This is a genomic window from Micromonospora sp. NPDC000663 (assembly GCF_042898105.1).
Taxonomy (GTDB): domain Bacteria; phylum Actinomycetota; class Actinomycetes; order Mycobacteriales; family Micromonosporaceae; genus Micromonospora.
Genome location: NZ_JBIAYR010000001.1, coordinates 1,399,069 through 1,425,008 on the forward strand (window position 1 = coordinate 1,399,069; position 25,940 = coordinate 1,425,008).

The window sequence follows — 25,940 nt, forward strand, 5'->3', positions numbered from 1 at the left end:
GGCGGGTACCGCGTCGCTCCGCCACGCTGATGACCGACTGCTGGGACACGTTGGCGATCATCGATGTCTAGCCGCATTGTCGTACGTATGACAGGTGTCTCCTCGTCCCCGCTGATCCGCCTCATGGTGGCCGCCGTCGCCCTGTCGACGGTGGCGCTCGGCACCGCTCTGAGCGCCGCACCGGCGGCCGACGCCGGCACCGGGACGCCCGCCGCGTACCCCGGGGTCGCCCCGGCGGCCGGGGTGGCCGCGGAGCCGGCCACGGCCGCGCGGGCGACGCCGATCACTGCGGCCAGCACACCGAACACCTCGCCGCCGGGGGCGCCCACGAACCTGACCGCCGCCGAGGTGCGGACCACGTCGGTAACCCTCACCTGGACGGCCGCCACGCCCGGCTGCTGCGCCATCGCCGGCTACGACATCTCGTACTCCCAGGAGTTCGGCGACCTGGGCTTCAGCGCCAGCGTCGGGGACGTCACCACCACCACGATCACCAACTACGTCGGGCCGGGCCAGCAGTACATGTTCCGGGTGTCCGCCCGGGACAGCCTCGGAAACCGGTCGAACGTCAGCAACGCGTTGGTAGTGGTCACTCCGGTGACGGACACCGGCCCGGACACCACCCCGCCGAGCGCGCCGCGGAACCTGACCCTCGGCGAGGTGACCGCCTCGACCGCCACGCTGTCCTGGTCCCCGTCGACGGACAACGCCGGCGTGCTGGGGTACAACATCTACGAGTTCGACGGCTGGTTCACGTCGAGGCTTGCGGCCACCGTGCCGGAGACGACGTACACGGTGTCGCTACCCCTGTCGAATCCGCTGCGGAACCGGTTCTACGTCCGCGCCAAGGACGCCGCAGGCAATGTGTCCATCGCGTCCAACACGGTCACCCTGCCCACGACGCCCACCCCGCCGCCCTCGACCTGCCGGGTGACCTACCGCAACCAGTCCGAGTGGCCTGGCGGTTTCGTGGCCGCCGTGACCGTTCAGAACACCGGAACGGCACCTGTCGACGGCTGGACCGTCACCTTCGGCTTCCCCGGAGACCAGCAGGTCACCTCGGGATGGAACGCCACGGTCGGCCAGACCGGCGCCGCCGTGACCGCCCGCAACGTCGACTGGAACAGGGTCCTCGCGCCGGACGGCTCCGCGACCTTCGGCATCCAGGGCCGGTGGAGCGCCAGCGACACGCCGCCCACCGGCTTCTCGCTCAACGGCGCCGCATGCACCGTGGGCTGAGCATGGCCCGTCAGCCGTGAAAGGAGGACCCGTGAGCGCCAAGGCACTGATCGGGGCTGTCGCGGCAGGCGTGCTCGCCGTCTCCACCACACTCGTGGGAACGCCGGCGCCCGCGTCGGCCGCGAACACTCTCACCATGCGGGGCGCGGACGTCTCCTCGTTGCAGCGCAGCCTGGACCTGGGCGCGAGGTACCACGACGCGAGCGGTGTCGCCCGCGACCCTCTGGACATCCTGAAATCCGTAGGTGTCAACTACGTCCGACTGCGCGTCTTCAACAACCCGGCCAGCGGCTACAACAACAAGGACAGAGTGTTGACCCAGGCCAGGGCGGCCAGCGGCATCAGCGCGACCTGGTCCGGGCAGGCCCAGGAGTTCGACTGGGTCCAGAACACCGCCCGCAACGCGGGGGCCGTCGGTGTCTTCTACTGGTCCGGGCGGGTGAACCCGGGCGTGCGCTGGACACCCTGACGCTTCGTCGGTCCTGGCAGGGGGTCAGATCAGAGCTGCGGCGAGAGCGCGGAACGCGTCGGCGGGGAACGTCGTGGCGTCGCCGCCGTTCAGTACCTGGATCGCCACCTCGTCCGCGCCGGCCTGGTAATGCTTCTCCAGCCCGGCCGCGACCTGCTCCACTGTGCCCCACGGGATCAGGGCGTCGACGAGGCGGTCGCTGCCGCCGTCGGCGAAGTCGTCGTCGGTCCAGCCGAATCGCCGCAGGTTGTTCGTGTAGTTCGGCAGTGCGAGGTAACCGCTCGTGTACTGCCGCGCGGTGGCGCGGGCGGTGGTGGCGTCCGCGTCGAGGACCACCGCGACCTCGGGAGCGAGCAGCCGGTCCGGCCCGATCGCCGTCCGGGCCTCGGCGGTGTGCTCGGCGGGGACGAAGTACGGGTGTGCCCCGGCCGAACGGTCGCGGGAGAGTCCGAGCATCCGGGGGCCGAGGGCGGCCAGGACGCGCCGCTCGGCAGGGAGCCCGGCGGCGTCCAGGCCGTCGAGGTACTCCACCATTCTCGAGTACGGCCTGCGGTAGTCGGTGCCGCCGCCCTCCACCACCACCGCGTGGCTGGCGCCGAAGCCGAGCAGGAACCGGCCGGGATGTGCCCGCTCCGCGTCCTGGGCGAACGCCGCCACCTCAGGGGGCGACGAGTGCCAGATGCTCACGATCCCCGACGCGACCCCGATGCGCGCGGTCCCGTCGAGGAGCTCACGGAAGCGTGGGGCGACGTTCTCTCCGAAACCGCCGGAGAACCAGATCCGTGCGTAGCCGAGATCCTCCAACTCGGTCGCGGCATCGATGGCCGCGCCCTGACTCTCGCAGGCCAGGAAGAACGGTTGCCACACGCTGACGAGTCGTTGTGCCATACCGGAACACTACGACCCGCCAGCCTCCGTGCAGCGCACCGCCCGGCAGAATCACACAGGCAGTTCCTCAGCTGTCAGGGTGCAAGGCCGGCCTGGATCGCCAGGATGGCGGCTGCCACGCGGTCGCGGCTGCCGGTCTTGGCCAGCACGTTTGTGACGTGGGTCTTCACGGTGCTCACGGACAGGTAGAGGCGCTCCGCGATCTCGCTGTTGTTCTGCCCGGCACCGATCAAGGCGAGCACGTCGGTCTCCCGAGGGGTCAGCCGGCAGGCCGACAGGTCCACGTGGGTGGTCGGTCCGGTCGCGCGTACCCGGTCGAGGACGGCGCCGGTGACCTCGACGGAGAGGATCGCCTCGCCGGCGGCGACGGTGCGGACCGCGGCGATCAGGTCGGCCGCGCTGCACCGCTTGAGCAGGAACCCGCGTGCGCCGGCGGCGACGGCGTCCAGGACGTAGACGTCGTCGTCGAAGGTGGTGACGACGATCACGGCCGGCGCGTGCGGGATCGCGGCCAGCTCACGGGTGGCTTGTAGGCCGTCGAGGACCGGCATGCGGATGTCGACGAGTGCGACGTCGATGCGGGGGTCGCGACGCACGGCGTCGAGGAACTGCCGTCCGTCGGCTGCCTCGGCTGCGACGTGGATGTCGGCTTGGGACCGCAGGATCAGGCTGAAGCCGTCGCGGACCAACTGCTGGTCGTCGACGACCGCGACCCGGATCACGGGTTCGCCACCGGCAGGTCGGCCTGCACGACGGTGCCGCCGCCGGGACGCTGCCGCAGTTCCCAACTGCCACCGCGTGCCCGCACGCGCTCCTCGATGCCGAGCAGGCCTGACCCCCTGGTGGAGGTGCGGGGCAGCCCGACACCGTCGTCGCTGACCCGCAGGCGGGCGTGGTCGTCGACGCGGTCCAGTTCGACCCAGGCGGCGGTGGCCTTCGCGTGGCGGGCGATGTTGGTGAGGGTTTCCTGGACGATGCGGTAGGCGGTCAGGACGCCGATCTCGTCCAGGCCGGGCTCGGGGTCCAGACGTACCCGTACCGTCACGCCCTGCCGGCGCAGGGGCTGCGCGAGCAACTCGTCGATGTCGGACAGGCGGGGCGGCGCGGTCACCGCGACTGCCGCGTCCGGATCGCGCAGGTGCACCACGAGTGTGTCGAGTTCGTTCAGTGCGGTACGGCCGCTGTCGGCGATGGCGCGCAGCGCGGCTCCCGGGTCGGCGCTGAGCTGGCCCGCCTCGGCCTGCACCACCATGGCGGTGACGTGGTGGCCGACGATGTCATGCAGCTCGCGAGCCAGGTTCGTGCGCTGTTCGAGCCAGGCCGCCTGGCCGCGCAGGTCGTCCGCCTCACGACTGAGCGTGTGGCCGCGCGACCACGACCGCAACAGGATCGCCAGGACATAGCCGGCGGTCACGAAGACGAACGGCTGCTCGTACAGCCCCCGTCCGTTGAGCAGCGCGGTAGCGAGGGCACCGCCCGCGCCGATCACACCAGCCAGCCATCCCAGCCACGGGCGTCGGGCCGGATCTTCGCAGGTCGAGACGAACACGAGGCAGGCGGCCGCGAGACCCAGCTGCACCGATTCCCCGGTGCTCACGATCGCCACGAACCAGGCGCAGACCGCGAAGACCAGGGCCCGGTAGCGGGGCCGCAGCACCGCCGCCCCGAGGCCGACTGGCAGCACGAGCCAGGCCCAGCCCGCCGGCACGGACAGGCCGCCCTCGGCGGTCGTGACCACGAGGGCGACGATCAGGCCCGCCAGCGCGTACGCCAGCCGGCGCACCCGCCCGGGGTCCCGCACCCGTACCCGGATTCCGGTCATCACCTGCACAGTCTCCGCGACCGGACCGGAGACCGGCCAGTACTCCGGTACCGGATCGGGCGGCACCGTGGTGCTGTCCCTGCGAGCGGATCGGCACCACGGCACGTTCCGCCGGAACGCTCATCGCACGACGCTTCAGAGGTGACTCTCGTCGACTCCCGCGCCGCCATCTCCATCGGCCCTTTTCGTACGGTTCCCAACTACATCACCGCCGTCCGTACGGTAGCCGCTGTCACAGTCGGCATCGCAGCCCTGGTTGCCGGATCCGTGCTATTGATGGCGTTGTCGTACGGTCTCTACTGGTTCGGCGACGTCCTCGACGGCTGGATCGCCCGCCGGCTGGGTCAGGAGACCCGGGCGGGCGCCGTCCTCGACATCGTGAGCGACCGAGCGTGCACCGCCGTACTAGGCGCGGGCCTGGTCTCCCTGGTGCCCGACGTCGCGGTCGTGGCCGTGGTCTTCCTGCTCTCGTTCCTGGTTCTGGACACCATGCTGTCGCTGGCGTTCCTGTGCTGGCCCGTGCTCAGCCCCAACTACTTCCACCTGGTCGACCGGCGGGTATGGGTCCTGAACTGGTCGCCGCTGGCCAAGGTCGTCAACACCGCCGGTGTCGTCGGCGCCATCGCGTTCGGGGAGTACCAGCTCGCGCTGGCCGTCGCCGTCGCCGTCGTCGCGGTCAAGCTGTGGTCGGTCGCGGCAGTGGCCCGGCTGCTCGACCGGAAGGACCGCGCGTGAGCGGCCTCGCCGAGGCGGCGCTGGGGCTCGGCTACGGCCTCGCCTCGGCCCTCGTCCCGGTCATCAACGCCGAGGCGTACGCCGTTGTGGCCGGGCACCGTGGCGACCACGCTCTCGTCGCCGTGCTCGCCCTGTCGCTCGGGCAGACCGCAGGCAAACTGATCCTGTTCGAATCGGCCCGTCGCGGCTCGGGGCGACTGGCGCGGAAGCTGGGGAAACAGAGCAGGCCAGGTCGTACGGCGGCCCGGGCCGCCCGCTGGACCGGGCCGATCCGTCGCTGGCTCTCCCACCGCCGCACCGCCCTGCCGACCGTCCTTGTCTCCGCCGCGGTCGGGGTCCCACCGCTGGCCCTGGTCAGCTTCGCCGCCGGTACCGCTGGCCTTCGGCACTGGGAGTTCGCCGTCGCGTGCCTTCTCGGGCGGGTGATCCGTTTCGCCGCCCTCGTCCTGCCGGCGACGGTGACCTGACGTCCAGTCGCCCACATACCCTCCGTTCGACGGTCCGGCGTGGATCACGACGCGGTGTACCGTCGCCGCATGACGGTGCTGCAGGAGTTTGTCGCCGCTCTTTCCAGCGGCCGGATCCAGGTCGTCGACCTCACCGCTCCGCTGTCGGACCAGACCCCGATCCTGGGTCTGCCCGAGCAGTTCGGCCAGACGTGGCCGTTCCAGCTCAGCGAGATCAGCAGGTACGACGACCGTGGTCCCGCCTGGTACTGGAACAACTTCTCCACGGGCGAGCACACCGGCACCCACTTCGATGCCCCGGTGCACTGGGTCAGCGGCCAGCAGGGCGCGGACGTGTCGCAGGTCCCGGTGAGCCAGTTGATCGCCCCGGCGGTGGTGATCGACCACACCGCGGACGCCGCCGACAACCCCGACTTCCTGCTCGAGGTCGAGCACGTCAAGGCGTGGGAGGCGGAAAACGGCGCCCTGCCCGCCGGCGGCTGGCTGCTCTACCGCACCGGCTGGGACGCGTACGGCGACGACCCGGAGCGGTACGCCAACGCCGGTCGTACCCCGGGCATATCTGTGGAGTGCGCCCGCTGGCTGGCCGAGGAGTCCCCGATCCAGGGTGTCGGGGTGGAGACGGTCGGCACCGACGCGGGCGCCGCGCATTCGTTCGACCCGCCGTTCCCGTGCCACTCGTTCCTGCTCGGCCAGGAGAAGTACGGCCTGACCCAGCTCCGTAACCTGGCGCAGTTGCCGCCGACCGGCGCGGTGGTGATCGCCGGGCCGCTGCCGATCGTCTCCGGGTCCGGCAGCCCGTGCCGCGTTCTCGCGCTTGTCGAACGGTAGGACCTGACCGCAGATGCTGGTAGCCGAGGTGGTCGGACGGGTGCTGCACGGACACGGCGTACGGCACGTCTTCGGTGTGGTCGGCAGCGGCAACTTCCACGTCACGAACGCTCTCGTGGCGGCCGGCGCCCGGTTCGTGGCGGCGGCCCACGAGGGTGGCGCCGCGAGCATGGCCGACGGTTACGCACGCACCTCCGGGACGGTGGGAGTGCTGTCGGTGCACCAGGGTCCGGGTGTCACCAACGCGCTGACCGGCCTCACCGAGGCCGCGAAGAGCCGTACCCCGATGGTGGTCCTGGCTCCGGAGGCGACCGCGCCGCGCTCGAACTTCTTCATCGACCTGCCGGCGCTCGCCGCCGCGGTCGGGGCCGACTTCCATCGGGTACGCGCGACGCACGCGGCCGAGGACGCGGCGGCGGCCTACCGGGCGGCTGCCCGGGGCGCGACCGTGGTGCTGGGCCTGCCGTTGGAGGTGCAGCACAGCGTGACCGAGCCGTGGTCCGGCCCGGTGCCCGCGATCGCGCCGACCCCGGCCACCGTCCCGCCTGTCGAGCCGTTGCTGGCCGCGCTCCGCGCCGCACGGCGACCTGTCTTCATCGCGGGGCGGGGCGCGCGGGGCTCACGGGAACCACTGACCCGACTCGCGAACGCGTGCGGCGCGCTGCTCGCGGTCTCGGCCGCGGCGAAGGGGCTGTTCGCCGGGGATCCGTGGAACCTCGACGTGGCAGGCGGTTTCGCCACTCCGCTCGCCGCCGAGCTGATCGGCACGGCGGACCTGGTCGTCGCGTGGGGGAGCACGCTGACCATGTGGACCACCCGGCACGGCGAACTGATCCCGCCCTCGGCCGTCGTCGTGCAGGTGGACCACGACCCGACCGCGTTCGGGGTGAACCGCCAGGTCGACCTGACAGTGGCCGGCGAGGTGGCGGCGGTCGCCGAGGCGGTGCTCGGTCGGCTGGGCTCCACCGGGCCGGTGGACGGCGGCTGGCGTACGCCGGAGCTGGCCCGACGGATCCGCGACCACGGCCGGTGGCGGACGGTTCCGTACCAGGACGAGGGCGGTGGCGCACCGGCGACCATCGACCCGCGGACACTCTCGGCGGCCCTGGACGACCTGCTGCCTCCCGAGCGGACGGTGGTCGTCGACTCCGGCAACTTCATGGGCTACCCGTCGATGTGGCTCGACGTGCCGGACGTGGCCGGCTTCTGTTTCACCCAGGCGTTCCAGTCGATCGGGCTCGGCCTGGCCAGCGCGCTCGGCGCGGCGGTCGCCCGACCGGACCGGCTCACCGTCGCGACGGTCGGCGACGGTGGCTTCGTCATGTCCGCGACCGAACTGGTCACCGCCGTCCGGCTGGCGCTGCCCCTCCTCGTGGTGATCTACGACGATTCGGCGTACGGCGCCGAGGTGCACCACTTCGGCCCGGACGGGCACCCGCTGGACACTGTCACGTTCCCGGAGACGGACCTGGCCGCGATCGCCAGTGGTTACGGCTGCGACGGAGTGGTCGTCCGGACCGTCGACGATCTCGGGCCGGTACGCCGATGGCTCGCCGGTCGCCGTACCCGGCCGTTGGTGGTCGACGCCAAGGTCAGCGCGGCGCGCGGATCCTGGTGGCTGGAGGAGGCGTTCCGTGGCCACTGAGCCACCGCCGCCCGTTTGTCACCTCAGGAGCGTGGTGGGCACCGCGAGGTCCGCCGAGGCGTAGAGGTCCGCGACGGGGCCGGCTTCGTCGGTGGCGCAGGTGGCGGCGATCGCGTCGACGAGGTCGTCGTAGTCGGGGCCGGTCCTGCCCTGGTAGGAGGCCTCCATGCGGCCCCACTCGTCCCACGGCAGCGTCTCGACCCGATTCAGCGCGGCGAGATCCCTGATGGCGTTTCCCCGGATCTCCGCAGGCCCCCAGTTGTCGGTGCCGTGCACGCCGAAGCGCGCGGCATCGATCCGGCCGGTACGGAAGGCCGTCCACGCCTCCCCACCGGTGAGGAACTCGCCAGCGGCGAGGTTCTCGGGTGTCGCCACGACGGAGAGGCCCAGGATCTCGGAGTCGATCCGCACCCACCGGCCGTCGTGCCGGTACTCGGTGATCCAGTGGTCCACGCCGTACCCGGGTTGGAAGTACGTGGCGAATCCGCAGCGGGCTCGGGCCGCGATCCCGCGGTGGCGCAGCAGGGCGCAGCTGAGCACGGCGAAGTGGCGGCAGGTGCCGATGAGTCGCCGGTCGGGGTCGCGTGGCACGGTCAGCGGGGCCGGGTCGAGGGCGAGGAGGGCGTCGATCATGCCGTCGACCGGACGGAGCTGGTTCTCGGCGAACCGCTCGTCGGCGATGCCGAGGCCGGTGGCGTCTCGGGGCTGGATGACGAGGCCGCGCACGAGGCGGCAGATCTCGACGGGCCCGCTCGGGAGGTTCGCCAGCGCCGGCTCGTGGGCCGGGTCGATCCTCGTCAAGGGACCCGCCGTGGCGTAGTCGATCGTCCCCGTCATGCCGGGCAGAGTAGGCGTCGCGACCCGGAGCCGCTGTCCCGGACCTGGAGGACACGCGTGGTCCAATGACTATGGTCGATCTCTTGACACTCCTGATGCGGTCGCTAACACTTGTCCGCAACACGAATGTAACGAGATGGTTCGATGTCCCTGAGCCGTGCGAGGCTCCCACGCTGTTAGCGCTAACGCCGACGTGCGTGCGCGCGAGAAGGAGACAGGCCAGTGCGGAAATCTCTCGCCCGGATCTGCGCGGTGGCGGTCGCGGCGTGCCTGCTGTTCACCACCTGGTCGGCGGCGACGCCGAAGCAGGCGGCCGCACTCGACCCGACAGTCGGCTACCTGATGGCGCACTTCACCGGCGAGTCGTCGACCGACCAGCAGATCTACCTCGCGCACAGCACCGACGGCCTCCGCTGGACGGACCTGAACAACGGTGGGCTCGTCCTGCGGTCCACGGTCGGCACCCGCGGCGTCCGCGACCCCGCCCTGGTCCGTTCGCCCGGTGGCGACAGGTACTGGATCATCGCCACCGACCTGTGCATCGGCTGCGGCCAGGACTGGTCGGCCGCGATCAACAACGGCAGCCGCAACCTCGTCGTGTGGGAGTCCACCGACCTGGTCACCTGGTCGGCGCCGTGGCTCCTCAACGTCGCCGGCGCGATCCCGGACGGCCGCAACGCCTGGGCTCCGGAGGCGATCTGGAACCCGCCGACAGGCGACTACGTCCTCTACTGGGCGACGAACGTCCCGCTCAACGGGGCGACCAAGCACCGCATCTACCAGGCGCGCACCGCGAACTTCCGCAGCATCACCACACCCCAGGTGTACGTCGACAGGCCCGGCAGCCAGGAGATCATCGACACGCAGATCGTCGAGGTGCCCGCCGGCGTCGGTGCCTACCGCTACGTCCGGGCCTCCCGCGACGGCCAGATCACCCTCGAGGGCAGCAACTCCCTCCTGGGCACCTGGACCACGATCGGGAACCTGTCCGGCATCGGGCTGACCGGTTCCCAGGTCGAAGGCCCGATGTGGATGCGGTTCAACGCCCGCAACGAGTGGGTCCTCTACCTCGACCAGTACGCGAGCGGGCGCGGCTACCTGCCCGTCCTGACCACCGACCCGTCGAACCCGGGCAGCTACCGGCTGCCGTCGTCCGGCTCGTACGCCATGGGTGGCACCAGGAAGCGGCACGGCTCGATCCTCAACCTGACCGCCGCCGAGCAGAGCCGTGTCCTCGCCCGCTGGCCCGCCACCGCCGTCAACCGGATCCAGTCGTACAACTTCCCGGACCGGTACGTGCGGCACTACGACTACGACGTCCGCATCGACCCGAACGTGAGCCCCGCCCAGGACGGCCAGTGGCGGCTGGTGCCCGGGCTGGCCGGCTCCGGCACGGTGTCCATCCAGTCGGTCAACTTCCCGGGTCGCTACCTGCGCCACTACGGGTTCGACTTCCGGCTGGAAGCCAACGACGGCACCGCCACGTTCGCCGCCGACGCCACCTTCCGGCAGGTCGCCGGCCTCGCCAGCTCCTCGTGGACGTCGTTCCAGTCCTACAGCCATCCGGACCGCTACATCAGGCACTACAACTACCTGCTGCGGCTCGACCCGGTCACCGACGCGCAGAGCCGTGCCGACGCCACCTTCCGCGTGACCAGCTGACGCTGGCCCCTGTTCAAGGAGTTCCGACTGTGGCACCACATCGACGGGCGTTGTCCGCCCTGGTGGCCGTGCTGACCGTGCTGGTTGGCGTCGTCGCCGCCGTGGCGTCGCCGGCCGCAGCCGCGACCAGCGGATTCCGGGGCATGAACTGGGCGGTGCTCGGCGACAACTTCAGCACCGGCCCGCTCGTCGTGCAGGGCCTGAGCGCCTCCGACAGCAACGCGACGGTGCGCGCCAAGGCGAACGCCCTCTACGACGACATGGCCGCCACCATGGGCGTCAACACCGTCCGGCTGCCCATCAACACCCACACGGTGGGAACTGCCTGGTGGGACGCCTACCGGGGCGCCATCGACGCCGCCACCGCCCGCGGCTTCAAGGTCATCCTGGCGTACTGGGAGGACGGCGCGGCCTCGGGCGGCAGGATCACGAACCTCGCCGCGTGGAACGCGATGTGGTCCACGGTGACCAACACGTACGGGGCGAACCCCAACGTCTACTTCGAGCCGATGAACGAACCGCACGGCTACAGCTCGGCAGAGTGGCGCGACGTCGCGGCGAACTGGCTCAGCTACCACTACTCGGCGGTGCCCGGCCGGGTGCTCATCGGCGGCACCGGTTTCAGCCAGGACCTGCGGGACGTCTGCAACGACAGCCGCTTCGCCTCGACGCTGCTGTCCTTCCACCACTACGCCTTCTTCTACGGGGCGATGACCTACGACGCCTTCCGCAGCCACATCCAAACCCGCCTCGGCACCTGCGCGTCCCGGGCGGTAGCTACCGAGTTCGGCGCTCCCATGAACGACGGCCGTAACTACGCCGACGCGGGCAGCACCGACAACTTCGTCCGCCACATCCGCGCCATGGCCCAGGTCATGCGCGACAACCAGATGGGCGGCACCTACTGGCCCGCCCTCGGTGGCAAGCCCGGCACCATCGGGTACGACTGGTACTCGATGTTCTCCCTCAGCGGCGGCGGCACCGACCTGAACCTGACCGTCCGCAACACCTCCGGGGCCGACCAGATCCGGTACGCGTGGGGCGACACGATCGGGGGAGGCCCCACGACGCCCCCGCCGTCGACGGGGTCGTTCTACCGGATCACCGTGCGGCACAGCGGCAAGGCCATGGACGTCCAGCAGCCGAACACCGACAACGGCGCGCGCGTCGGGCAGTACACGTACGGCGGCAACGCCTGGCAGCAGTGGCAGTTCCAGGACGCGGGCAGCGGCTACTGGCGCATCGTCAGCCGGCACAGCGGAAAGTGCCTCGACGTGGTGGGCGCCTCGACCGCCGACAGCGCGGACCTCATCCAGTACACCTGTGGCACCGGCGGCAACCAGCAGTTCCAGATGGTCGCCAACGGCAGCTACTTCCAGCTCCGGGCACGGCACAGCGGCAAGTGCGTGGACGTGCCGGCCTCGTCGACCGCGGACGGCGTGGTCCTCAAGCAGTACACGTGCAACACGGGCGCGAACCAGCAGTGGTCGCGGACGGCGGTCTGACGGCGCGCGGGCCGGCCGGGAGCGTCCTGCGCCGGCTGGCGTACGGGCGTCGGACCTAGGACGGCGTGATCGTCCGGGCGGGTGGGCTCTGGCCCGCGGAACTCGTGGGGCCGGTGGCCGCCGGCGGACGTCCGGTGGCCCTGGCCCGCCGGGCGTCCACGGCGAGCAGCAGGAGGGCGACAAGCGTCAGCAGCCCGCCCACAAGTGCCAGTGGGCGTGCCCCCAAGCTGGGCAGGAGGGCGCCGCCGAGCAGCGATCCGCCGGCGATACCCACGTTGAAGGCGGTGCTGACCCCTGCCGACGCGATGTCCGTGCTGCCCGGCGCCAGTTGCAGCATGCGACTCTGCACGGCGGAGCCGAACGCCGCGTAGGCGAGGCCGAACCCGGCGAGCAGCGCCACCACGCCGGGCCGCAGCGCGCCGAGCGCGTACAGGCCGAACAGCGAGGCCGTACCGATGGCCAGCGGCGTCACCAGGGACGTGACCGGCCGGGAGTCCAGCGTCCGGGCAGCGGCCAGGGTGCCGACGACACCGGCGGCCCCGGAGACGAACAGCAGCGGCGCCAGCACCGCGTCGGCGAAGCCGCTGACGTCGAGCAGGAACGGTGTGACGTACGTCTGCAGAGTCATGAAGCCGCCGATGCCGAAGGCGGTCGCGATCAGCAGCAGGGCGAACCGGTGCCCGTCCGGTGCGGTGCCCCGGGCGGCGCCACCGGCGGCCGGGGGATAGGAGGGAAGAAGGACGAGCACCGCGGCGGCGATCACCAGACCGACCCCGGCCAGCACCGCGAACGCCGACCGCCAGCCGGCCTGCTGCCCGAGCCAGGTCCCGAGGGGTACGCCGAGCACCGGGGCGAGCGTCGCCCCGGTCGCGAACAGCGCCACCACCCGGCCGCGCACCGCGACCGGGAAGTGCCCGGTCACTGTCGCCGTGGCGATGGACCAGAACAGCGCCTGGGCGAGGGCTGTCACGAGGCGGGAGCCGGCCAGCACGGCGTACGTCGACGCGAACGCGGCGACGGCGTTCGCGGCGGCGAACAGGACCATCGTGATGCCGAGCAGCTGACGCCTGGGGATCCGCTGGGTCAGCCGGGTCAGCGGCACGGACGCCAGCACGACCACGATGGCGTACCCACTGACCAGTAGGCCCACCTGCGAGCGGGACCTGTCGAGATCGGGTGCGATCCGGGTCAGCAGGCCGACGGGCAGCAGCTCGGTCGTGATGAACGCGAACGCGGCGAGGGAGAGCGCGACGAGCACCGCCCATGCCCTTCGCGGCGACAGCTCCGGCGCCATGTCCCACCCCCTCGTTTTGATCACCGTAGCGAAGGGTCCTCCAGCCCATGCCGCTGACGCCAGCAGGAGTGACGACCCCCATTCGACAGGTCGGCGCTGCCAGGGGCGGCCGGCGGCGTCGAGCGGGCCCGCGTCCGGGAGTAGGGTCCCCACGTGCTGCGACGGTGGGGCCTGACGATCGTGGTGGCGGTGTGCGGCGTGCTGGTGGGGGTGCGGCAACTGTCCGCCGGTCTGCCGGTCGTCGGCGGCGTCGAGCTGCTGATCTTCCTGGCGCTCGCGCTGCTGCTGTCGCCGTGGGCGTTCCCCCGCTCGGTGTCCGTGGTCGACGCGCAGCGGGCCAGCGGGGCGGACGGCCGGCCCGTCGTGTACTGGCGCCCCGGCTGTCGCTACTGCCTCCAGCTCCGCTTCTCCCTCGGCCGGCTCGCCCGGCGGGCGCACTGGGTCGACATCTGGCACGACCCGGCGGGCGCCGCCGCCGTGCGGGCGGTGGCGGGCGGCAACGAGACGCTGCCCACAGTCGTGCTCGGTGGTCAGGCCTTGGTGAATCCCGACAGGTCCTGGCTCCGCGAGCAGCTCCGCTCGTCCTGAGCCGGTCGGCGTCGCATGCGCCGGGTCGGCCGGGCGGCCGGCCAGCAGCCGCGCCGCGCTTGATTCGATCGGAATTCGTCAATAGGTTGGGTGTGGGCGCCGCCGAGGTCCCGGGGACCGGGCAATCGGCGGCTGACAGGTCCACCCCGAGCCGGGCACGTCGGTGGTACGCACCGACCAGTCGCTGTTGCGCACCGCCGCACCGCATCCAGGGCGCGTTGTCGCGCCGCGTCCGTCCGGGACGCGCGCCGCCATCCCGCCTCCGTCCCGCTCGTTCTTGGCAGAAGGACCATTCATGACCATTCTCCGTGCCCGCCCCGCCCTGACCCTGGCGGTCGCCGCCGGGCTGGCCGCAGCCGTGACCGCGACCGGAACGGCCCTGCTCACCGGCCCGGCGACGGCCGCACAGGGCTGCCGGGTCGACTACACACCCAACCAGTGGCCCGGCGGGTTCACCGCCACCGTCAAGATTTCCCCCGGTGACACGGCAGTGTCCGGTTGGACCGTCACCTGGACGTACGCCGGGGACGAGCGCGTCACGAACGGCTGGAACGCCACGGTCAGCCAGTCCGGCTCGGCGGTGACCGCCCGAAGCCTGTCGTACAACGGCAGTATCCCGGCCGGTGGCTCCGCCGAGTTCGGTGTGCAGGGCACGTTCGGTTCCAGCGGTGGCGCGCCGACCGGGTTCAGCCTGAACGGCGTACCGTGCAACGGCGCCGGACCGACCACGCCTCCGCCGACCACGCCTCCGCCGCCCACCACGCCTCCGCCCACCACGCCTCCGCCCACCACGCCTCCGCCCACGACGCCTCCGCCGGCTGGCTGCGCCGGAGCGCTGCTCTGCGACGATTTCGAGAGCCAGACCGGCTCGACGCCGTCAGGTGACTGGGCAGTGGTGAGCCCGGACTGTTCCGGCGCCGGCACGGCCACCGTCGACACGACCACCACGCACAGCGGGAGCCGGGCGATCCGGATCAACGGTGCGGCGGGCTACTGCAACCACGTCTTCATCCGGTCCACGAAGAACCTCGGCAGTGTGGGCAGTGTCCGCTACGCGCGGATCTGGGTACGGCACACCACCGCCCAGCCCACCGGTCACACCACGATGGTGACGATGGCCGACGCCGCCGACGGCAACAAGGACCTGCGGCTGGGCGGCCAGAACGGCGCCCTGCAGTGGAACCGCGCCTCCGACGACGCGACGCTGCCCGAGCAGAGTCCGGCCGGGGTGGCGCAGAGCCTGCCGCTGCCCACCAACAGATGGGCCTGCGTGGAGTTCATGGTGGACGGTCCGGCCGGTCAGCTCCGTACCTGGCTGGACGGCACCGCCGTCACCGGACTGACGGCGGACGGCGTCCCGACGCACGATATCGACGGTCAGTGGTACAACCGCACCTGGCGTCCGCAGCTCACCGACCTGAAGCTGGGCTGGGAGAGCTACGGAGGCGGAGCCGACACCCTCTGGTACGACGATGTCGCGGTGGGGTCCAGCCGGATCGGTTGCTGAACCTTCGGGGGTGGGATGGCTACGGTGCCAGCATGGACAATCACACGATCGTGTCCGTGGGTACGGCGTTTCTCGCCGACCGTCCTGCCGACGGCGTCGACCTCAGCCTGTTCGGGCAGTTCGTCGGGTCGTGGGTCCTGGACTGCACGGAGTACGAGCCGGACGGCTCGTCGACAGTCAGGCGGGGCGAATGGCACTTCGGGTACGCGTTGGGCGGGCGGGCGACGACCGACGTCTGGATCCTGCCCGGGGTCGAACACGGCGTCAGCGTCCGGTTTCCCGATCCCTCGGCGGGTGCCGGCGTCTGGCGTTCGACGTGGGTCGGGCCGGGTCGCCATCGCGTGCACACGTTCCTGGCCTCCCGCGTCGGCGCGGACATCGTGCTCGACGGTGACGACAGGCGCTGGACCTTCTTCGACATCGAGCCGGACGCCTTCCGCTGGCGCAACGAGGCGCGTCAGCCCGACGGGGCGTGGGGTCTGGTGCAGTCGTTCCAGGTGTGGCGCCAGAGGTGACCTCGCGCCGCCGACCCGGTAGGTGACCGAAAGATCGTCGTCGGGTGGCGGAGCCCTCGGCGGGCCGGTGTGCAGGCACCGGCCCGCCGAGGGGCGGTGGAGTGGTCGGGGGCCGGCGGGATCGCGATGAGCCGACCGCTGCACCCCGGTGGCACTATCGTTCTGACGTGCACATCCGTTTTGGCGTACCGGCAGATCCCGCCTACCCCGGTCGGGTGGCCGCCGCGCTCGGCGGTGTCCGGCTGCGCAGGTACGGCTATGTCGGCGGGGTGCTCGCCGTGGTCGGGGCGATCGGTCTGGTCGTCTCGCGGAGGTTCGACTGGAGCGAGCAGGCCTCGCCGCTGTGGTTGGCGATGCTCGTGGGTGGCGTGCTGTCGATGCTGTATCGGCCGTGGGTGGTGTTGCGCGCCCGGCGCCGCTCCGGTCGCTACGCGGTCGAGGGTGCCTACGACATCACCGACGACAACATCATGATGCGCAGCGGCTCGGAGTCCGGTGGCATCGCCTGGGACGGCGTCAGTCAGGTGGAGGACACCGGTGAGTTCTGGATCGTGTATGTCGGGCGGATGCCGGCGACGGTGATTCCCCGCCGGTTGATGTCCGCCGAGGACGCCGAGACGTTGCGGGCCTTCATGGCCGCGCGAGGGCTGCTCGACCCTCGGTGACGTGTTTCCGAAGATCGACGCTCCGCCTCGATGATTTTTCGAAAAGATCTGGGCGTGCGTGTCGATCGGGGCCGGCTCCGTTCGTAGCCCTGGTGAGAGCCCGGCACGAGACGGGCCACACACCCGCTGGAGGGCACGATGACCACCACCGCGAACACGACAGACGCCACCACCTCGACCCTCGGTGCGATGATCCGGGCCGGTGTCGTCGCCACCGTCGCCGCGAGCGCCGCCACCATGGCCGTGGCCGCCGCCGGCCACGCGGCAGGGGTCAGCCTGGATGTCGGCGGCGCCCCGATCCCCGTGACCGGGTTCGGCGTGCTGACCGCCGCCTTCTCGCTGATCGGCGTGGTCCTCGCCGCGCTGATGTCCCGCTTCGCCAGGCGTCCGCGGCGCACCTTCGTCCGTACGACGCTCGTACTGACGGCCCTGTCGCTGGTGCCGGACGTGATCGCCGACGCCGGAGTGGGCACCAGGGCGCTGCTGATGCTCACCCACCTGGTCGCGGCCGCGATCGTGATCCCCGCCGTGGCGCGCCGCCTGGCCGCCTGACCTGTCGTCATCCCACAATCGAGTAACCGGAGGATCGTCATGAACCAGTACCTGCTGTCCGTGCACTTCGTCGAGGGCCAGCCGGACCCGTCCGACGAGGAGATGGAGATCATGTTCAGGGAGACCGGCCGGATCAACGACGAGATGCAGGCCGCTGGCGCCTGGGTCTTCGGCGGAGGGCTCCGGTCGCCGGACAGCGCCACAGTCGTCCGGATCGAGAACGGCGCGACCACCATGAGCGACGGGCCGTTCGCCGAGACGAAGGAGCACATCGCCGGGTTCTGGGTCATCAAGTGCGCGGACCTGGACGAGGCGCTGGCCTGGGCCGAGAAGTGCGCGGCGGCCTGCGGCCCGGTCGAGGTACGCCCCTTCGACGACCTGTCCCAGGCCTGAGCGGGAGCCGTCAACCGGACATGGATCTGGCGAGCATCTACCGCGCGGAGTACGGCCGCTGCGTCGCCACCCTGGCCCGCCTCCTCGGTGACATCAACCTCGCCGAGGAGGCGGTCCAGGACGCCTTCACCACGGCCTTGCGGAAGTGGCAGACCCCGCCGCCGAACCCGGGCGCCTGGATCGTGACCACCGCACGGAACCGGGCCGTCGACCGGCTCCGCCGGGAGTCGACCCGTGAGGCCCGACACGCCCAGGCGCTGCTGCTGCACCAACCTGACGAACCCCAGGAGGTGGGACCGGTGAAGGACGACCAGCTGCGACTCATCTTCACCTGCTGCCACCCGGCGCTCGCCCCGGACGCACGGACCGCCCTCACCCTCCGCCTGCTCGGCGGCCTCGAGGTGCCGGAGATCGCCCGGGCGTACCTGATCCAGGAGGCGACAGTCGCCCAGCGGATCGTGCGGGCCAAGAAGAAGATCCGGGACGCCGCCATCCCCTACCGGGTACCCGCCGAACACGAGCTGCCGGACCGGCTGCCGCCCGTGCTCACCGTGCTGTACCTGATGTTCAACGAGGGCTACGCCACCACCGCCGGTCCGTTGATCAGGACGGACCTGTGCGCCGAGGCGATCCGGCTGGCCCGCGAACTCGCCGCTTTGATGCCCGACGAACCCGAGGTGCTGGGCCTGCTCGCCCTGCTGCTGCTGACCGAGGCACGCCGCCCGGCCCGGCTCGGCCCGAACGGCGACCTGGTGCCGCTTGCCGACCAGGACCGGTCCCTGTGGAACCGCACGCTCATCGCCGAGGGCCACGACCTGGTCCGTCGCTGCCTGCGGCGGGACCGGCCCGGCCCGTACCAGATCCAGGCCGCGATCAACGCGGTGCACACCGACGGCGCCGCCACCGACTGGCGGCAGGTCCTGGCACTGTACGACCAACTCCTGGCACTCGCGCCGACCCCTGTCGTCGCGCTCAACCGCGCGGTAGCCGTCGCCGAGGTGCACGGCCCGGCGGCCGCCCTCGCCGCGTTGGAGGGCGTCGATCTCCCCGGCTACCACCGGCTGCCCGCCACCCGGGCCGCACTGCTGGCCCGACTCGGACGCGACGACGAGGCCCGAGCCGCCTACGACCAGGCCATCGCGCTGACCGGTAACGAGACCGAGCGGGCCTTCCTGCTCGCCTGCCGTACCGACCTCACCCAGACGAGGGGATCCTCATGACCGTCACCTACACCTTCGACGTCTTCTCCAGCCTCGACGGCTTCGGCACCGCCAGCGGCAACTGGAGCGGCTACTGGGGCAAGCAGGGCCCCGAGTTGCTGGAGCGCCGCCTGGCCTCGTACGGCGAGGAACAGCGCATGGGTCTTCGGCGCCGGCACGTACCGGGTGTTCACACAGCTGTTGGCCGCCAGCACCGAGGAGTCCGGGGTCCGCGACGCCTGGGTCGACCGGATGAGGAGCCTCCCGGCGACAGTCGTGTCGAACACGCTCGAAGAACCCCTCGACTGGCCGGACGCGACGGTCGTACGCGGTGACGCCGTGGATGTCGTCGCCCTGCTCAAGGAGGAGTCCGACGTTCCCCTGCGCTCGCACGGCAGCCTGTCGGTGAACCGGGCGCTGATGGCCGCCGGTCTGGTGGACTTCGTCCAGGTGACGCTCTTTCCGGTGATCACCGGTCAGACCGGGACGGAGCCGATCTTCCAGGGGGCGGCCGACTTCGACATGGAGTTGATCGAGAGTCGAACTCTCGACGGACGCACACAGGAGCTCATCTACCGGCCCACCGTGCACGTCTGAGCCGTCGGGGCCGGCGCTGGCGCCGGCCCCGAACCGGCGCCGGGTCGACCGATCGTTCGCGTCGAACGCAGGCGTTGGCATTGGTGCGGACGCCGCCTATGGTGGATACATGCCTCCGGTCACGTTCCGCTCTCCTGCCGTCACTGATGTGGCGGCATTCGGGGCTGTGCGCCCGGCGGCTGCGGCGCGGCTGATGGCAGGCATGCGGGTGCCTGTGGTCCGCGCACTGCCCATCGCGTCCATCTCCCGGCTGTCGGGCCCGGCGCGAACCGGCCGAGGCCCTCCCGGGGAATCGTTGCACCACGAGACGACCGCCAGGGCGAAGCTATCCAGCTTCGGCCCTTTTCTTTTTACCCGGACTTTCCTCGAAAGGTAGATCATGAGCGTCGATCATCGAACTGTCGACCAGGGTTGGCTTGCTGACCTGCGAGCGTCCCTGGCGGACGACTTCGCCACGCAGACGGCTCGGCTGCGGGAACTGACCGAGCTCAACGCGGACACCGGCGACCCGAGCGAGGCTCACAACCGGGCCGCGCTGCTGGTGGCCACCCGCCGCAACATCGAGCAGATCACCGGTGCGCTGACCCGGATCAGCGACGGCACGTACGGTGCCTGCGAGAAGTGCCGCGAGAACATCCCGTCCGAGCGGCTCGAAATTCTCCCGCACGCGCGTTTCTGCGTGTCGTGCCAGGCGAAGCACAACGGGTGACCCCCGGTGTGGCCGCCGTGCCGCGCTCGTGGCACGGCACGGCGGCCACACAAACGACACCCGTCGCCCAGAGTGTCGACCACGTCCGCGCCAGGTGACCGCCCGTGCCCCCCGCCGTCGCCGGTGACCGACCCCGCGCGCCGGGGCCAATCATCGGCGGGCATCATGTCGGCGTGAATTCGACAGTCGCCGCTCTGCTCGGCTCCACGATCACCGCCTGCGCGTCCCTGTTCGTGGTCATGGTGCAGAGTCGACTGAGGCGCCGGCACCGGGAGCGGACCGACCTGCAACGCGCGTACATCCTCATGCTGTCCGGCGCCCTGCGCCTGTCGCACAAGGCCGAGGCGCTGCGGCAGACCAGGTACTGGCGCTCGGGTCTGCGGGAGGTGGGCGACCAACTGTTCGGAGGGCAGAAGCCGCTGGATCCGATGGTGCTGCACGACTGGCTGGCCCGGGACATGGCCACCGTGGAGGCCGCCTGGTCACAGGTCTGGACCAGCGGCGACCAGGACGGCATCGCCCTGGCCAACGGGCTCATGACCGCGTTCAACGGGGTGATGGACGCCGCCATGAGGGCCAGCGGGACGGAGTCGTTCGAGGCGACCGACGACATGGTGGTCGCCACCCGCCGCCTCGGCGAAGCACGCGGGCAGCTCGCCCTGCACGCCCGCCGGGTGGCGAAGCTGGGACCCCGCGACGTGGACCTGTTCACCGAACGCGAATACGCAGCGATGCCCGTCTGAGGTCAGCTCGCCGGGCGGCAGCGGGGGCGGCGGTCCGCCGCCCCCAACCGTGTACCGATCAGCCCAGGTACTTCTCCCACGGGCCGGTGATGGCCAGCGTGAGGCCGGGGTCCTGCATGTTGACGAAGAGCACCCTGCCGTCGGCGGTGAAGGTCGGTCCGCAGAACTCCGAGTCGTTGAGCTGGTTGCGAGCGATCGCGTACGTCGGGCCGCCCGGGATCGCGCTGAGCACGTGGGACGCGCCCGAGCCGTCCTCGGCGAGCACGAGGCTTCCCCACGGGGTGACAGTCACGTTGTCCGGGCCGTCGAAGGTGAGGTCGGTGTACCTGACCGGAGTCCCCTCCTCGGAAGCCTCCTGGTGCGGGAAGTACGTCACCAGCTCGATGGTCTGGGCCTTGTAGTTGTAGAACCAGACCATGCCGTCGTGCGGGGCGGCGTCCGCCGGCAGGTCGCCGTCGTCCCAGGCGTAGGAGTTGACCACGTACACGCCCTCGTCGGTGCCCCACACGCCCTCGAACTTGCGGCCCCGGGTGACCTGGCCGTCGGCGAACTGCTCGCGGACGGACGTGGTCCGCGCGTCGCGGTCCGGCACCTCGATCCAGCGGACGGCAAAGGGTCGGCCGAGCTGAGCGGAGGTCAGGTAGGCGACGTCCGGCAGCACCGAGCCGTCGTCCATGATGATCTGCATGGCGGCGAGGACACCGGCGTCCGGCGCGAGGCGGGTGAGCACGCCGGGGCCCAGCTTGACACCGCGCGGCGCGGTCCAGCGGTAGAAGAGACCGTTGGGCCCGTCGGCGTCCTCGGAGAGGTAGATCCGGGTGCGGTCCCTGTCGACGGCCAGAGCCTCGTGGGAGTAGCGGCCCAGGCACCTGACCGGCCTCGGGTCGGCGCTGCCGTCGGCCCAGACCTCGAAGACGTAGCCGTGGTCCTTCTGGTAGACGCCGGACCGGCCGCCCTCTTCCCAGGCGTCACCGGCCCGGTCCTCGGTCTCCTCGCAGGTGAGCCAGGTCCCCCACGGGGTCGGCCCGCCGGCGCAGTTGGAGATCGTGCCGGAGAGGGCCACGAACTCGCCCAGGTTACGGCCCGTACGGTCGGTCCTGATCACGGTGCAACCACCGGCATCGACGGCGCCCGCGTCGTAAACCGTCCCCTTGACGTGCGGTACGCCGAACTCGGCGCCCGGGTCGATCTCGTGGTTCTGGATCAGGGTGTACCGGCCGTGACCGGCGTCGTAGACGGCCATCCCGTCGTGGTCCGACGGGGTCGTGCCCTGGCCGCGGTCGAGCCGGGTGACGCCGGTCCGCGTGACGATCGTGTAGCGGAAGCCCTCGGGCAGGGCCAGGATGCCGTCGGGGTCGTCCACGAGCGGCGGGAAGGGCGTGCGTCCGCCCTGGACCGGCGGCTGCGGCCGGCCCGGGCTGGCCTGGGCCAGGGACGGCAGGCCGCCGGCGACGGCGAGGCCCACGCCTGCGGCGGCGCCGCCGGCGAGGAAGGTACGGCGAGAGGAAGGCACGGGGATCAGCTCCTGGTCGGGACAAGTGCGACGACCGACAGCCAACCCCCGCGGGTGGACACCGACACGTCACCTGGGGGCTCGCGTGGTGACATCGGAGTGAAGATTTGATGCCGCAGGCCTGCGGCCGCCCTGCCGTGGGCGTCGCTGGCCGGCCTACGGTTCGCTGGCGAGAGCCGAGGAGAGCGCGGGCACTGGAACAGCCACATCCTCCGCTGACGCGGAGGTTTCCGAGTTGAACGGAAATAGAAGGAAGCGCCCGCATGGCCTCGGCTGTCGCCGCTTACCCAGGGACCAGCTCGCTGAGTCGATCAAGTGTATAGGTCTCCGATCCGTCGGGCAGGCCCTCCGGCGCCTCGATGCCGATGAAGGTGACCGGCTCGTCGGGCAGCCGTCCGTCCCATGTCGACACGTCGGCCCGTGCCCGCCACCTGTCGACCAGGTAGGCGACGGTGAGGTACCGCCGCTCCACGAGTGCCCGTACCCGGTGGGCCGTGCTGAACGTGTTCTCCTCCACCCGGTTGAACGACGGCCAACCGCGCAGGTAGAGCTGTAGCCACATGGCCTGCCAGCCGGCCTCGCCGCGGGCGAACACGATCGGCAGCGCGACCCGACCCTGGCCACGCATGTGCGACCGCGCCCGGACCGTGCGCGGCTCGAACGGGGCGCCGAGCTGGTCCCGGGAGCGGACCTGGTACCCGAACATCGACTCGGCGACCTCGTCGAACGACTCTCCGGCGTAGATGTTCACCTGCGGCACCACATAGCGCGCGTCGACGGTCAGGGGCACGTCGATGAACTCGGTCGCGCCGTTCCTCGCGTCGGTGACGTCGCCGGAGTGCACGACGCCGTCGTGGTGGTAGTTGGTCCAGGACACCTGGCCCGCGCTGTGGAACTCGTCATCGAGCAGCAGCACCGACAGGTCGTAGTCGGTGCGACGACCCGTCTGACGCCAGTAGGTGAAGAAGCGCAGCAGCTCACCCGACACCGACCCCCGTGAGCCACGCGGCAGCACCGCGAAACCGCCCTCGGCCGCCTTGCCGGACAGCGGCAGCGCGACGTCGAGCACCTCCGGATCCACGAGCAACGGCCGCTCCGGTTCCGGGAGGCGGGCGTCGATCTCGGCGTCGAGCAGCGACGACAGTTCGGCCACCAGTTCGGCGGGCAGCGGCGGCCGTACGTCGGGACCGATCCAGGCGGTACGGGAGTGGCTGGCGTACAGCCGGGCCGACGCGGGAGTCGACCGGTTGTCGACGTGCTCGCGCAGCGAGAGGAGCACCCGCCCGGACGCCGAACCGAGCGCCCCGGTGACCGCGTCGACGACAGTGGACCGCTCCGACGGTGACGCCAGCCGCAGCAGCCGGTCGGCGGATCGCAGCAGCATTCCGGGTGCGGCCGACAGCACCGACGCCGCCGGACCTATCGCTCCGGCGCTGATCGCCGCCTCCGCCCGTCCGGCGAGGTTGGGTACGCGCCGTTCGCCACGCGCGACAGCGAACACCTCCTGGGCGTGCGGCCACCTGTCGTACTCATGGGGGTGCAGCCGTTCCGCGAGCCGCTTCCACCGCTCGGCGTAGCGCGCGACGTCACCGAGCTTGTGCGCGTTCGCGCCCACGACCGTGTCCAGCGCGGCAAGCAGAACGCGCCGCTCCGGTCGCCGGAAGGCACGGAACCGCGTGGGTGTCGTGAGCGAGGTGTCCCCGCCGGAGACCTGGCAGGCGAGGCGCAGCACGTCTGTCGTCGTGTCCACACCGATCAGTGGCCGGCCGAGGACCAGCCGGATTCCGTTGAGGACGGCCCGGTTCTCCCGGACCGGGATCTCGGCCGGCTGGGGGCCGTCGGCGCAGGCGACCGCGAGTTCGCCCAGGAGCGCGAGGTCCGTCTCGCCCAGGGGTGTCGTGCTGCCGGCGAGGGTCAGATAGAGCCGCTCGGCCTCCACGTCGGAGGTGTCACCGAGGCGCAGCACTGTCACCCGGTCGCCGGCCGCGCCGATCAGGTCGTCGTGCGCGGCCAGCAGCTCGGCGTAGGTGTGCTGGTAGGTGCCGTACCCCGGCAGGTCGAGCAGGTTCACCCCGCCCTCTGCGACGGCGTCCCGCACGTGCTCGTCGGTGGCGCCGCCGGTGAGGACTGCCGCGCGCAGCCGGTCCGTCCAGAACTCGATGGTGTCCGGCACGTCGTCGGGGAAGCCGATGAAGTAGGAGTTGTGCCGGACGTGGTCGCCGACGAGTTCGCGTACCGCCGAGACGACAGTGGCGGCGAGGTCCATCGCCGGTGCGGGGGCCAGCGTGCCGATGTGGTCCAGCAGGGCCCGCGACGCCGAGAACCCGACGTCGAGCAGCGCCGCGTCCAGCTGCCGGGCCACCGGCGTGCCGTCGCCGGCCGCGCCGGTGCTGGACGGGACGCGCAGCGTCTTCTGGATGAGCAGCTTCTCGAGCACGAGGCCCTCCGTTCCGGTCGACTCCGACAGGTGCCGGTCGTCGCCTACGGCACACGTGGGTCGCCGGGGACTCGAACCCCGAACCCTTCGATCCAACAAGGAGAAGGAAGCGCACCCATCGCCGCGCGGGGCGGAGGGCGGACGCGCTACTCAGTCGACTGCTCTGCCAGTTGAGCTAGCGACCCAGATGTCGATCATCGCACCGGTCGTGGCGGCGTGGCTATCGAGATTGCCGCCGGGCGTCAGCTCGTCGCTGTCGACTGACCGCTGCGGTCGCCGGGCCTCGTGTCGTGCCGGGGACGGCGGGTCAGCACCTGTGGCCCGTCGGTGGTGACCGCGACTGTGTGCTCCGAGTGGGCCGTACGCGAGCCGTCCGCCGAGCGGATCGTCCACCCGTCCTCGTCGTACCTGATCCGGTCGGTGCTCTGGCAGAGCCACGGCTCGATGGCGAGCGTCAGGCCGGGCTTGAGCTTCATGCCCCGGCCGGGGCGGCCGTCGTTGGGCACGTGTGGTGCCTCGTGCATGGTGCGCCCGATGCCGTGCCCGCCGAACTCGTTGTTGACCCGGTAGCCGTAGCGGCGGGCGACCTCGCCGATGGCGGCGGAGACGTCGCCGAGCTGGTTGCCCGCTCGGGCGGCGACGATCCCGGCCTCCAGCGCGACCTCGGTGGCCTCGATGAGCTTCAGGTCGTCCGGGCTGGGGGTGCCGACGATGACGGACAGCGCGGAGTCGGCGGTCCAGCCGTCGATCCCGACGGCCATGTCGATGCTCAGGAGGTCACCGTCGCGCAGGGCGTACCTGTGCGGCAGGCCGTGCAGCACGGCGTCGTTGACCGACAGGCACAGGACGTTACGGAACGGGCCGCGACCGAACGACGGCGTGTAGTCCCAGTAGCAGGATTCGGCGCCGCGCTCCTTGATCCGGCGGCGGGCGTGGTGTTCGAGGTCCATCAGGTCGACCCCGACGGCGGCGACCTCGCGCAGCTCCGCCAGCAGCTCGCCGACGAACTGGCCGGTCACGGCCATCCGGTCGATTTCCTGGGTGGACTTGAGTTCGATCACGATCAACACTCCCTCTCCGTGGCGGTATATTTATACCACGCTGATCGTGGTGTCCCGCGGGTCGGCG

The 25,940-nt window shown here is 71.2% G+C and carries 25 protein-coding genes, 1 tRNA gene and 1 pseudogene; 18 read left to right on the forward strand and 9 right to left on the reverse strand.

Going from position 1 to position 25,940, the window contains the following annotated elements; genetic code table 11:
- Positions 1-87 precede the first annotated feature (87 nt).
- Positions 88-1,239, forward strand: a complete 1,152-nt coding sequence (locus ACFY1S_RS06705; protein WP_387113499.1) for a cellulose binding domain-containing protein — start codon at positions 88-90, stop codon at positions 1,237-1,239.
- A gap of 49 nt (positions 1,240-1,288) precedes the next feature.
- Positions 1,289-1,574, forward strand: a pseudogene (locus tag ACFY1S_RS06710) (glycosyl hydrolase 53 family protein); the annotation flags it as partial.
- Between the two features lie 158 nt (positions 1,575-1,732).
- On the opposite strand, the gene ACFY1S_RS06715 reads toward ACFY1S_RS06710, so the two are convergent.
- From ACFY1S_RS06715 to ACFY1S_RS06725, 3 genes are all read right to left on the reverse strand, one after another.
- Positions 1,733-2,596: a TIGR03620 family F420-dependent LLM class oxidoreductase gene (locus ACFY1S_RS06715; RefSeq protein ID WP_387113501.1), complete on the reverse strand. Its 864-nt coding sequence runs from the start codon at positions 2,594-2,596 to the stop codon at positions 1,733-1,735.
- A gap of 74 nt (positions 2,597-2,670) precedes the next feature.
- The gene (locus ACFY1S_RS06720) at positions 2,671-3,318 is read right to left on the reverse strand and encodes a response regulator (RefSeq protein WP_387113503.1); all 648 of its coding nucleotides are present in this window, start codon (positions 3,316-3,318) and stop codon (positions 2,671-2,673) included.
- Complete coding sequence (locus ACFY1S_RS06725) at positions 3,315-4,484, reverse strand: sensor histidine kinase (RefSeq protein ID WP_387113505.1); 1,170 nt, start codon at positions 4,482-4,484, stop codon at positions 3,315-3,317. The genes ACFY1S_RS06720 and ACFY1S_RS06725 overlap by 4 nt, the downstream gene beginning before the upstream one ends.
- Positions 4,485-4,559: 75 nt before the next feature.
- Here ACFY1S_RS06725 and ACFY1S_RS06730 point away from each other — a divergent pair, with 75 nt between their 5' ends.
- The 4 genes from ACFY1S_RS06730 (at position 4,560) to ACFY1S_RS06745 (ending at position 8,096) form a co-directional block, all read left to right on the forward strand.
- Positions 4,560-5,153, forward strand: a complete 594-nt coding sequence (locus ACFY1S_RS06730) for a CDP-alcohol phosphatidyltransferase family protein (RefSeq protein ID WP_387113507.1) — start codon at positions 4,560-4,562, stop codon at positions 5,151-5,153.
- Positions 5,150-5,620, forward strand: a complete 471-nt coding sequence (locus ACFY1S_RS06735; protein WP_387113509.1) for a VTT domain-containing protein — start codon at positions 5,150-5,152, stop codon at positions 5,618-5,620. Before ACFY1S_RS06730 ends, ACFY1S_RS06735 begins: the two co-directional genes overlap by 4 nt.
- Before the next feature lie 69 nt (positions 5,621-5,689).
- Positions 5,690-6,451 carry a cyclase family protein gene (locus tag ACFY1S_RS06740; RefSeq protein ID WP_387113511.1) on the forward strand — a complete coding sequence of 254 codons (762 nt, stop codon included), beginning with the start codon at positions 5,690-5,692 and terminating at the stop codon, positions 6,449-6,451.
- A 13-nt stretch (positions 6,452-6,464) separates the two neighbouring features.
- The gene (locus ACFY1S_RS06745) at positions 6,465-8,096 is read left to right on the forward strand and encodes a thiamine pyrophosphate-binding protein (RefSeq protein ID WP_387113513.1); all 1,632 of its coding nucleotides are present in this window, start codon (positions 6,465-6,467) and stop codon (positions 8,094-8,096) included.
- Between the two features lie 18 nt (positions 8,097-8,114).
- Here ACFY1S_RS06745 and ACFY1S_RS06750 read toward each other — a convergent pair whose 3' ends face one another.
- A complete protein-coding gene (locus ACFY1S_RS06750; RefSeq protein ID WP_387113515.1) occupies positions 8,115-8,933 on the reverse strand; it encodes a transglutaminase domain-containing protein in 819 nt (272 codons plus the stop codon).
- A gap of 222 nt (positions 8,934-9,155) precedes the next feature.
- Between ACFY1S_RS06750 and ACFY1S_RS06755 the strand changes: the two genes are divergently transcribed.
- Together ACFY1S_RS06755 and ACFY1S_RS06760 are read left to right on the forward strand one after the other, a co-directional pair.
- Positions 9,156-10,595, forward strand: coding sequence for a glycoside hydrolase family 43 protein (locus tag ACFY1S_RS06755; protein ID WP_387113517.1), 1,440 nt, complete (start codon positions 9,156-9,158; stop codon positions 10,593-10,595).
- Positions 10,596-10,624: 29 nt separating this feature from the next.
- Positions 10,625-12,100: an RICIN domain-containing protein gene (locus ACFY1S_RS06760; protein WP_387113519.1), complete on the forward strand. Its 1,476-nt coding sequence runs from the start codon at positions 10,625-10,627 to the stop codon at positions 12,098-12,100.
- Between the two features lie 55 nt (positions 12,101-12,155).
- Here the strand turns inward: ACFY1S_RS06760 and ACFY1S_RS06765 are convergent, their stop codons facing one another.
- Positions 12,156-13,394, reverse strand: coding sequence for an MFS transporter (locus ACFY1S_RS06765; RefSeq protein WP_387113521.1), 1,239 nt, complete (start codon positions 13,392-13,394; stop codon positions 12,156-12,158).
- A gap of 153 nt (positions 13,395-13,547) precedes the next feature.
- On the opposite strand from ACFY1S_RS06765, the gene ACFY1S_RS06770 reads away from it, so the two are divergent.
- The 10 genes from ACFY1S_RS06770 to ACFY1S_RS06815 all read left to right on the forward strand — a co-directional run bounded on the left by ACFY1S_RS06770 (position 13,548) and on the right by ACFY1S_RS06815 (position 20,862).
- Entirely contained in the window at positions 13,548-13,982 is a 435-nt protein-coding gene (locus tag ACFY1S_RS06770) for a glutaredoxin domain-containing protein (RefSeq protein ID WP_387113523.1), read from the forward strand.
- Positions 13,983-14,277: 295 nt separating this feature from the next.
- Entirely contained in the window at positions 14,278-15,489 is a 1,212-nt protein-coding gene (locus ACFY1S_RS06775; protein ID WP_387113525.1) for a cellulose-binding domain-containing protein, read from the forward strand.
- Positions 15,490-15,521: 32 nt separating this feature from the next.
- A complete protein-coding gene (locus ACFY1S_RS06780) occupies positions 15,522-16,004 on the forward strand; it encodes a hypothetical protein (protein WP_387113527.1) in 483 nt (160 codons plus the stop codon).
- A gap of 167 nt (positions 16,005-16,171) precedes the next feature.
- Entirely contained in the window at positions 16,172-16,669 is a 498-nt protein-coding gene (locus ACFY1S_RS06785) for a YcxB family protein (protein ID WP_387113529.1), read from the forward strand.
- 138 nt (positions 16,670-16,807) lie between these two features.
- Positions 16,808-17,221 carry a DUF6069 family protein gene (locus ACFY1S_RS06790; protein WP_387113531.1) on the forward strand — a complete coding sequence of 138 codons (414 nt, stop codon included), beginning with the start codon at positions 16,808-16,810 and terminating at the stop codon, positions 17,219-17,221.
- Between the two features lie 39 nt (positions 17,222-17,260).
- The gene (locus ACFY1S_RS06795; RefSeq protein WP_364376259.1) at positions 17,261-17,614 is read left to right on the forward strand and encodes a YciI family protein; all 354 of its coding nucleotides are present in this window, start codon (positions 17,261-17,263) and stop codon (positions 17,612-17,614) included.
- Positions 17,615-17,634: 20 nt separating this feature from the next.
- The gene (locus ACFY1S_RS06800; RefSeq protein WP_387113534.1) at positions 17,635-18,834 is read left to right on the forward strand and encodes an RNA polymerase sigma factor; all 1,200 of its coding nucleotides are present in this window, start codon (positions 17,635-17,637) and stop codon (positions 18,832-18,834) included.
- Positions 18,835-18,999: 165 nt separating this feature from the next.
- The gene (locus tag ACFY1S_RS06805; RefSeq protein WP_387113536.1) at positions 19,000-19,410 is read left to right on the forward strand and encodes a dihydrofolate reductase family protein; all 411 of its coding nucleotides are present in this window, start codon (positions 19,000-19,002) and stop codon (positions 19,408-19,410) included.
- Positions 19,411-19,789: 379 nt separating this feature from the next.
- On the forward strand, positions 19,790-20,119 hold the full coding sequence (locus tag ACFY1S_RS06810; RefSeq protein ID WP_364376250.1) for a TraR/DksA C4-type zinc finger protein: 330 nt from the start codon (positions 19,790-19,792) through the stop codon (positions 20,117-20,119).
- Between the two features lie 173 nt (positions 20,120-20,292).
- Entirely contained in the window at positions 20,293-20,862 is a 570-nt protein-coding gene (locus ACFY1S_RS06815; RefSeq protein ID WP_364376241.1) for a hypothetical protein, read from the forward strand.
- Positions 20,863-20,920: 58 nt separating this feature from the next.
- On the opposite strand, the gene ACFY1S_RS06820 is transcribed toward ACFY1S_RS06815, so the two are convergent.
- The 4 genes from ACFY1S_RS06820 to map form a co-directional block, all read right to left on the reverse strand.
- Entirely contained in the window at positions 20,921-22,375 is a 1,455-nt protein-coding gene (locus tag ACFY1S_RS06820) for an alkaline phosphatase PhoX (protein ID WP_387113539.1), read from the reverse strand.
- 283 nt (positions 22,376-22,658) lie between these two features.
- The gene (locus ACFY1S_RS06825; protein ID WP_387113541.1) at positions 22,659-24,812 is read right to left on the reverse strand and encodes a hypothetical protein; all 2,154 of its coding nucleotides are present in this window, start codon (positions 24,810-24,812) and stop codon (positions 22,659-22,661) included.
- 56 nt (positions 24,813-24,868) lie between these two features.
- Positions 24,869-24,997 (reverse strand) — tRNA-OTHER (locus ACFY1S_RS06830).
- Positions 24,998-25,054: 57 nt separating this feature from the next.
- Positions 25,055-25,873: a type I methionyl aminopeptidase gene (map, locus tag ACFY1S_RS06835; RefSeq protein ID WP_387114356.1), complete on the reverse strand. Its 819-nt coding sequence runs from the start codon at positions 25,871-25,873 to the stop codon at positions 25,055-25,057.
- Positions 25,874-25,940: the final 67 nt, after the last annotated feature.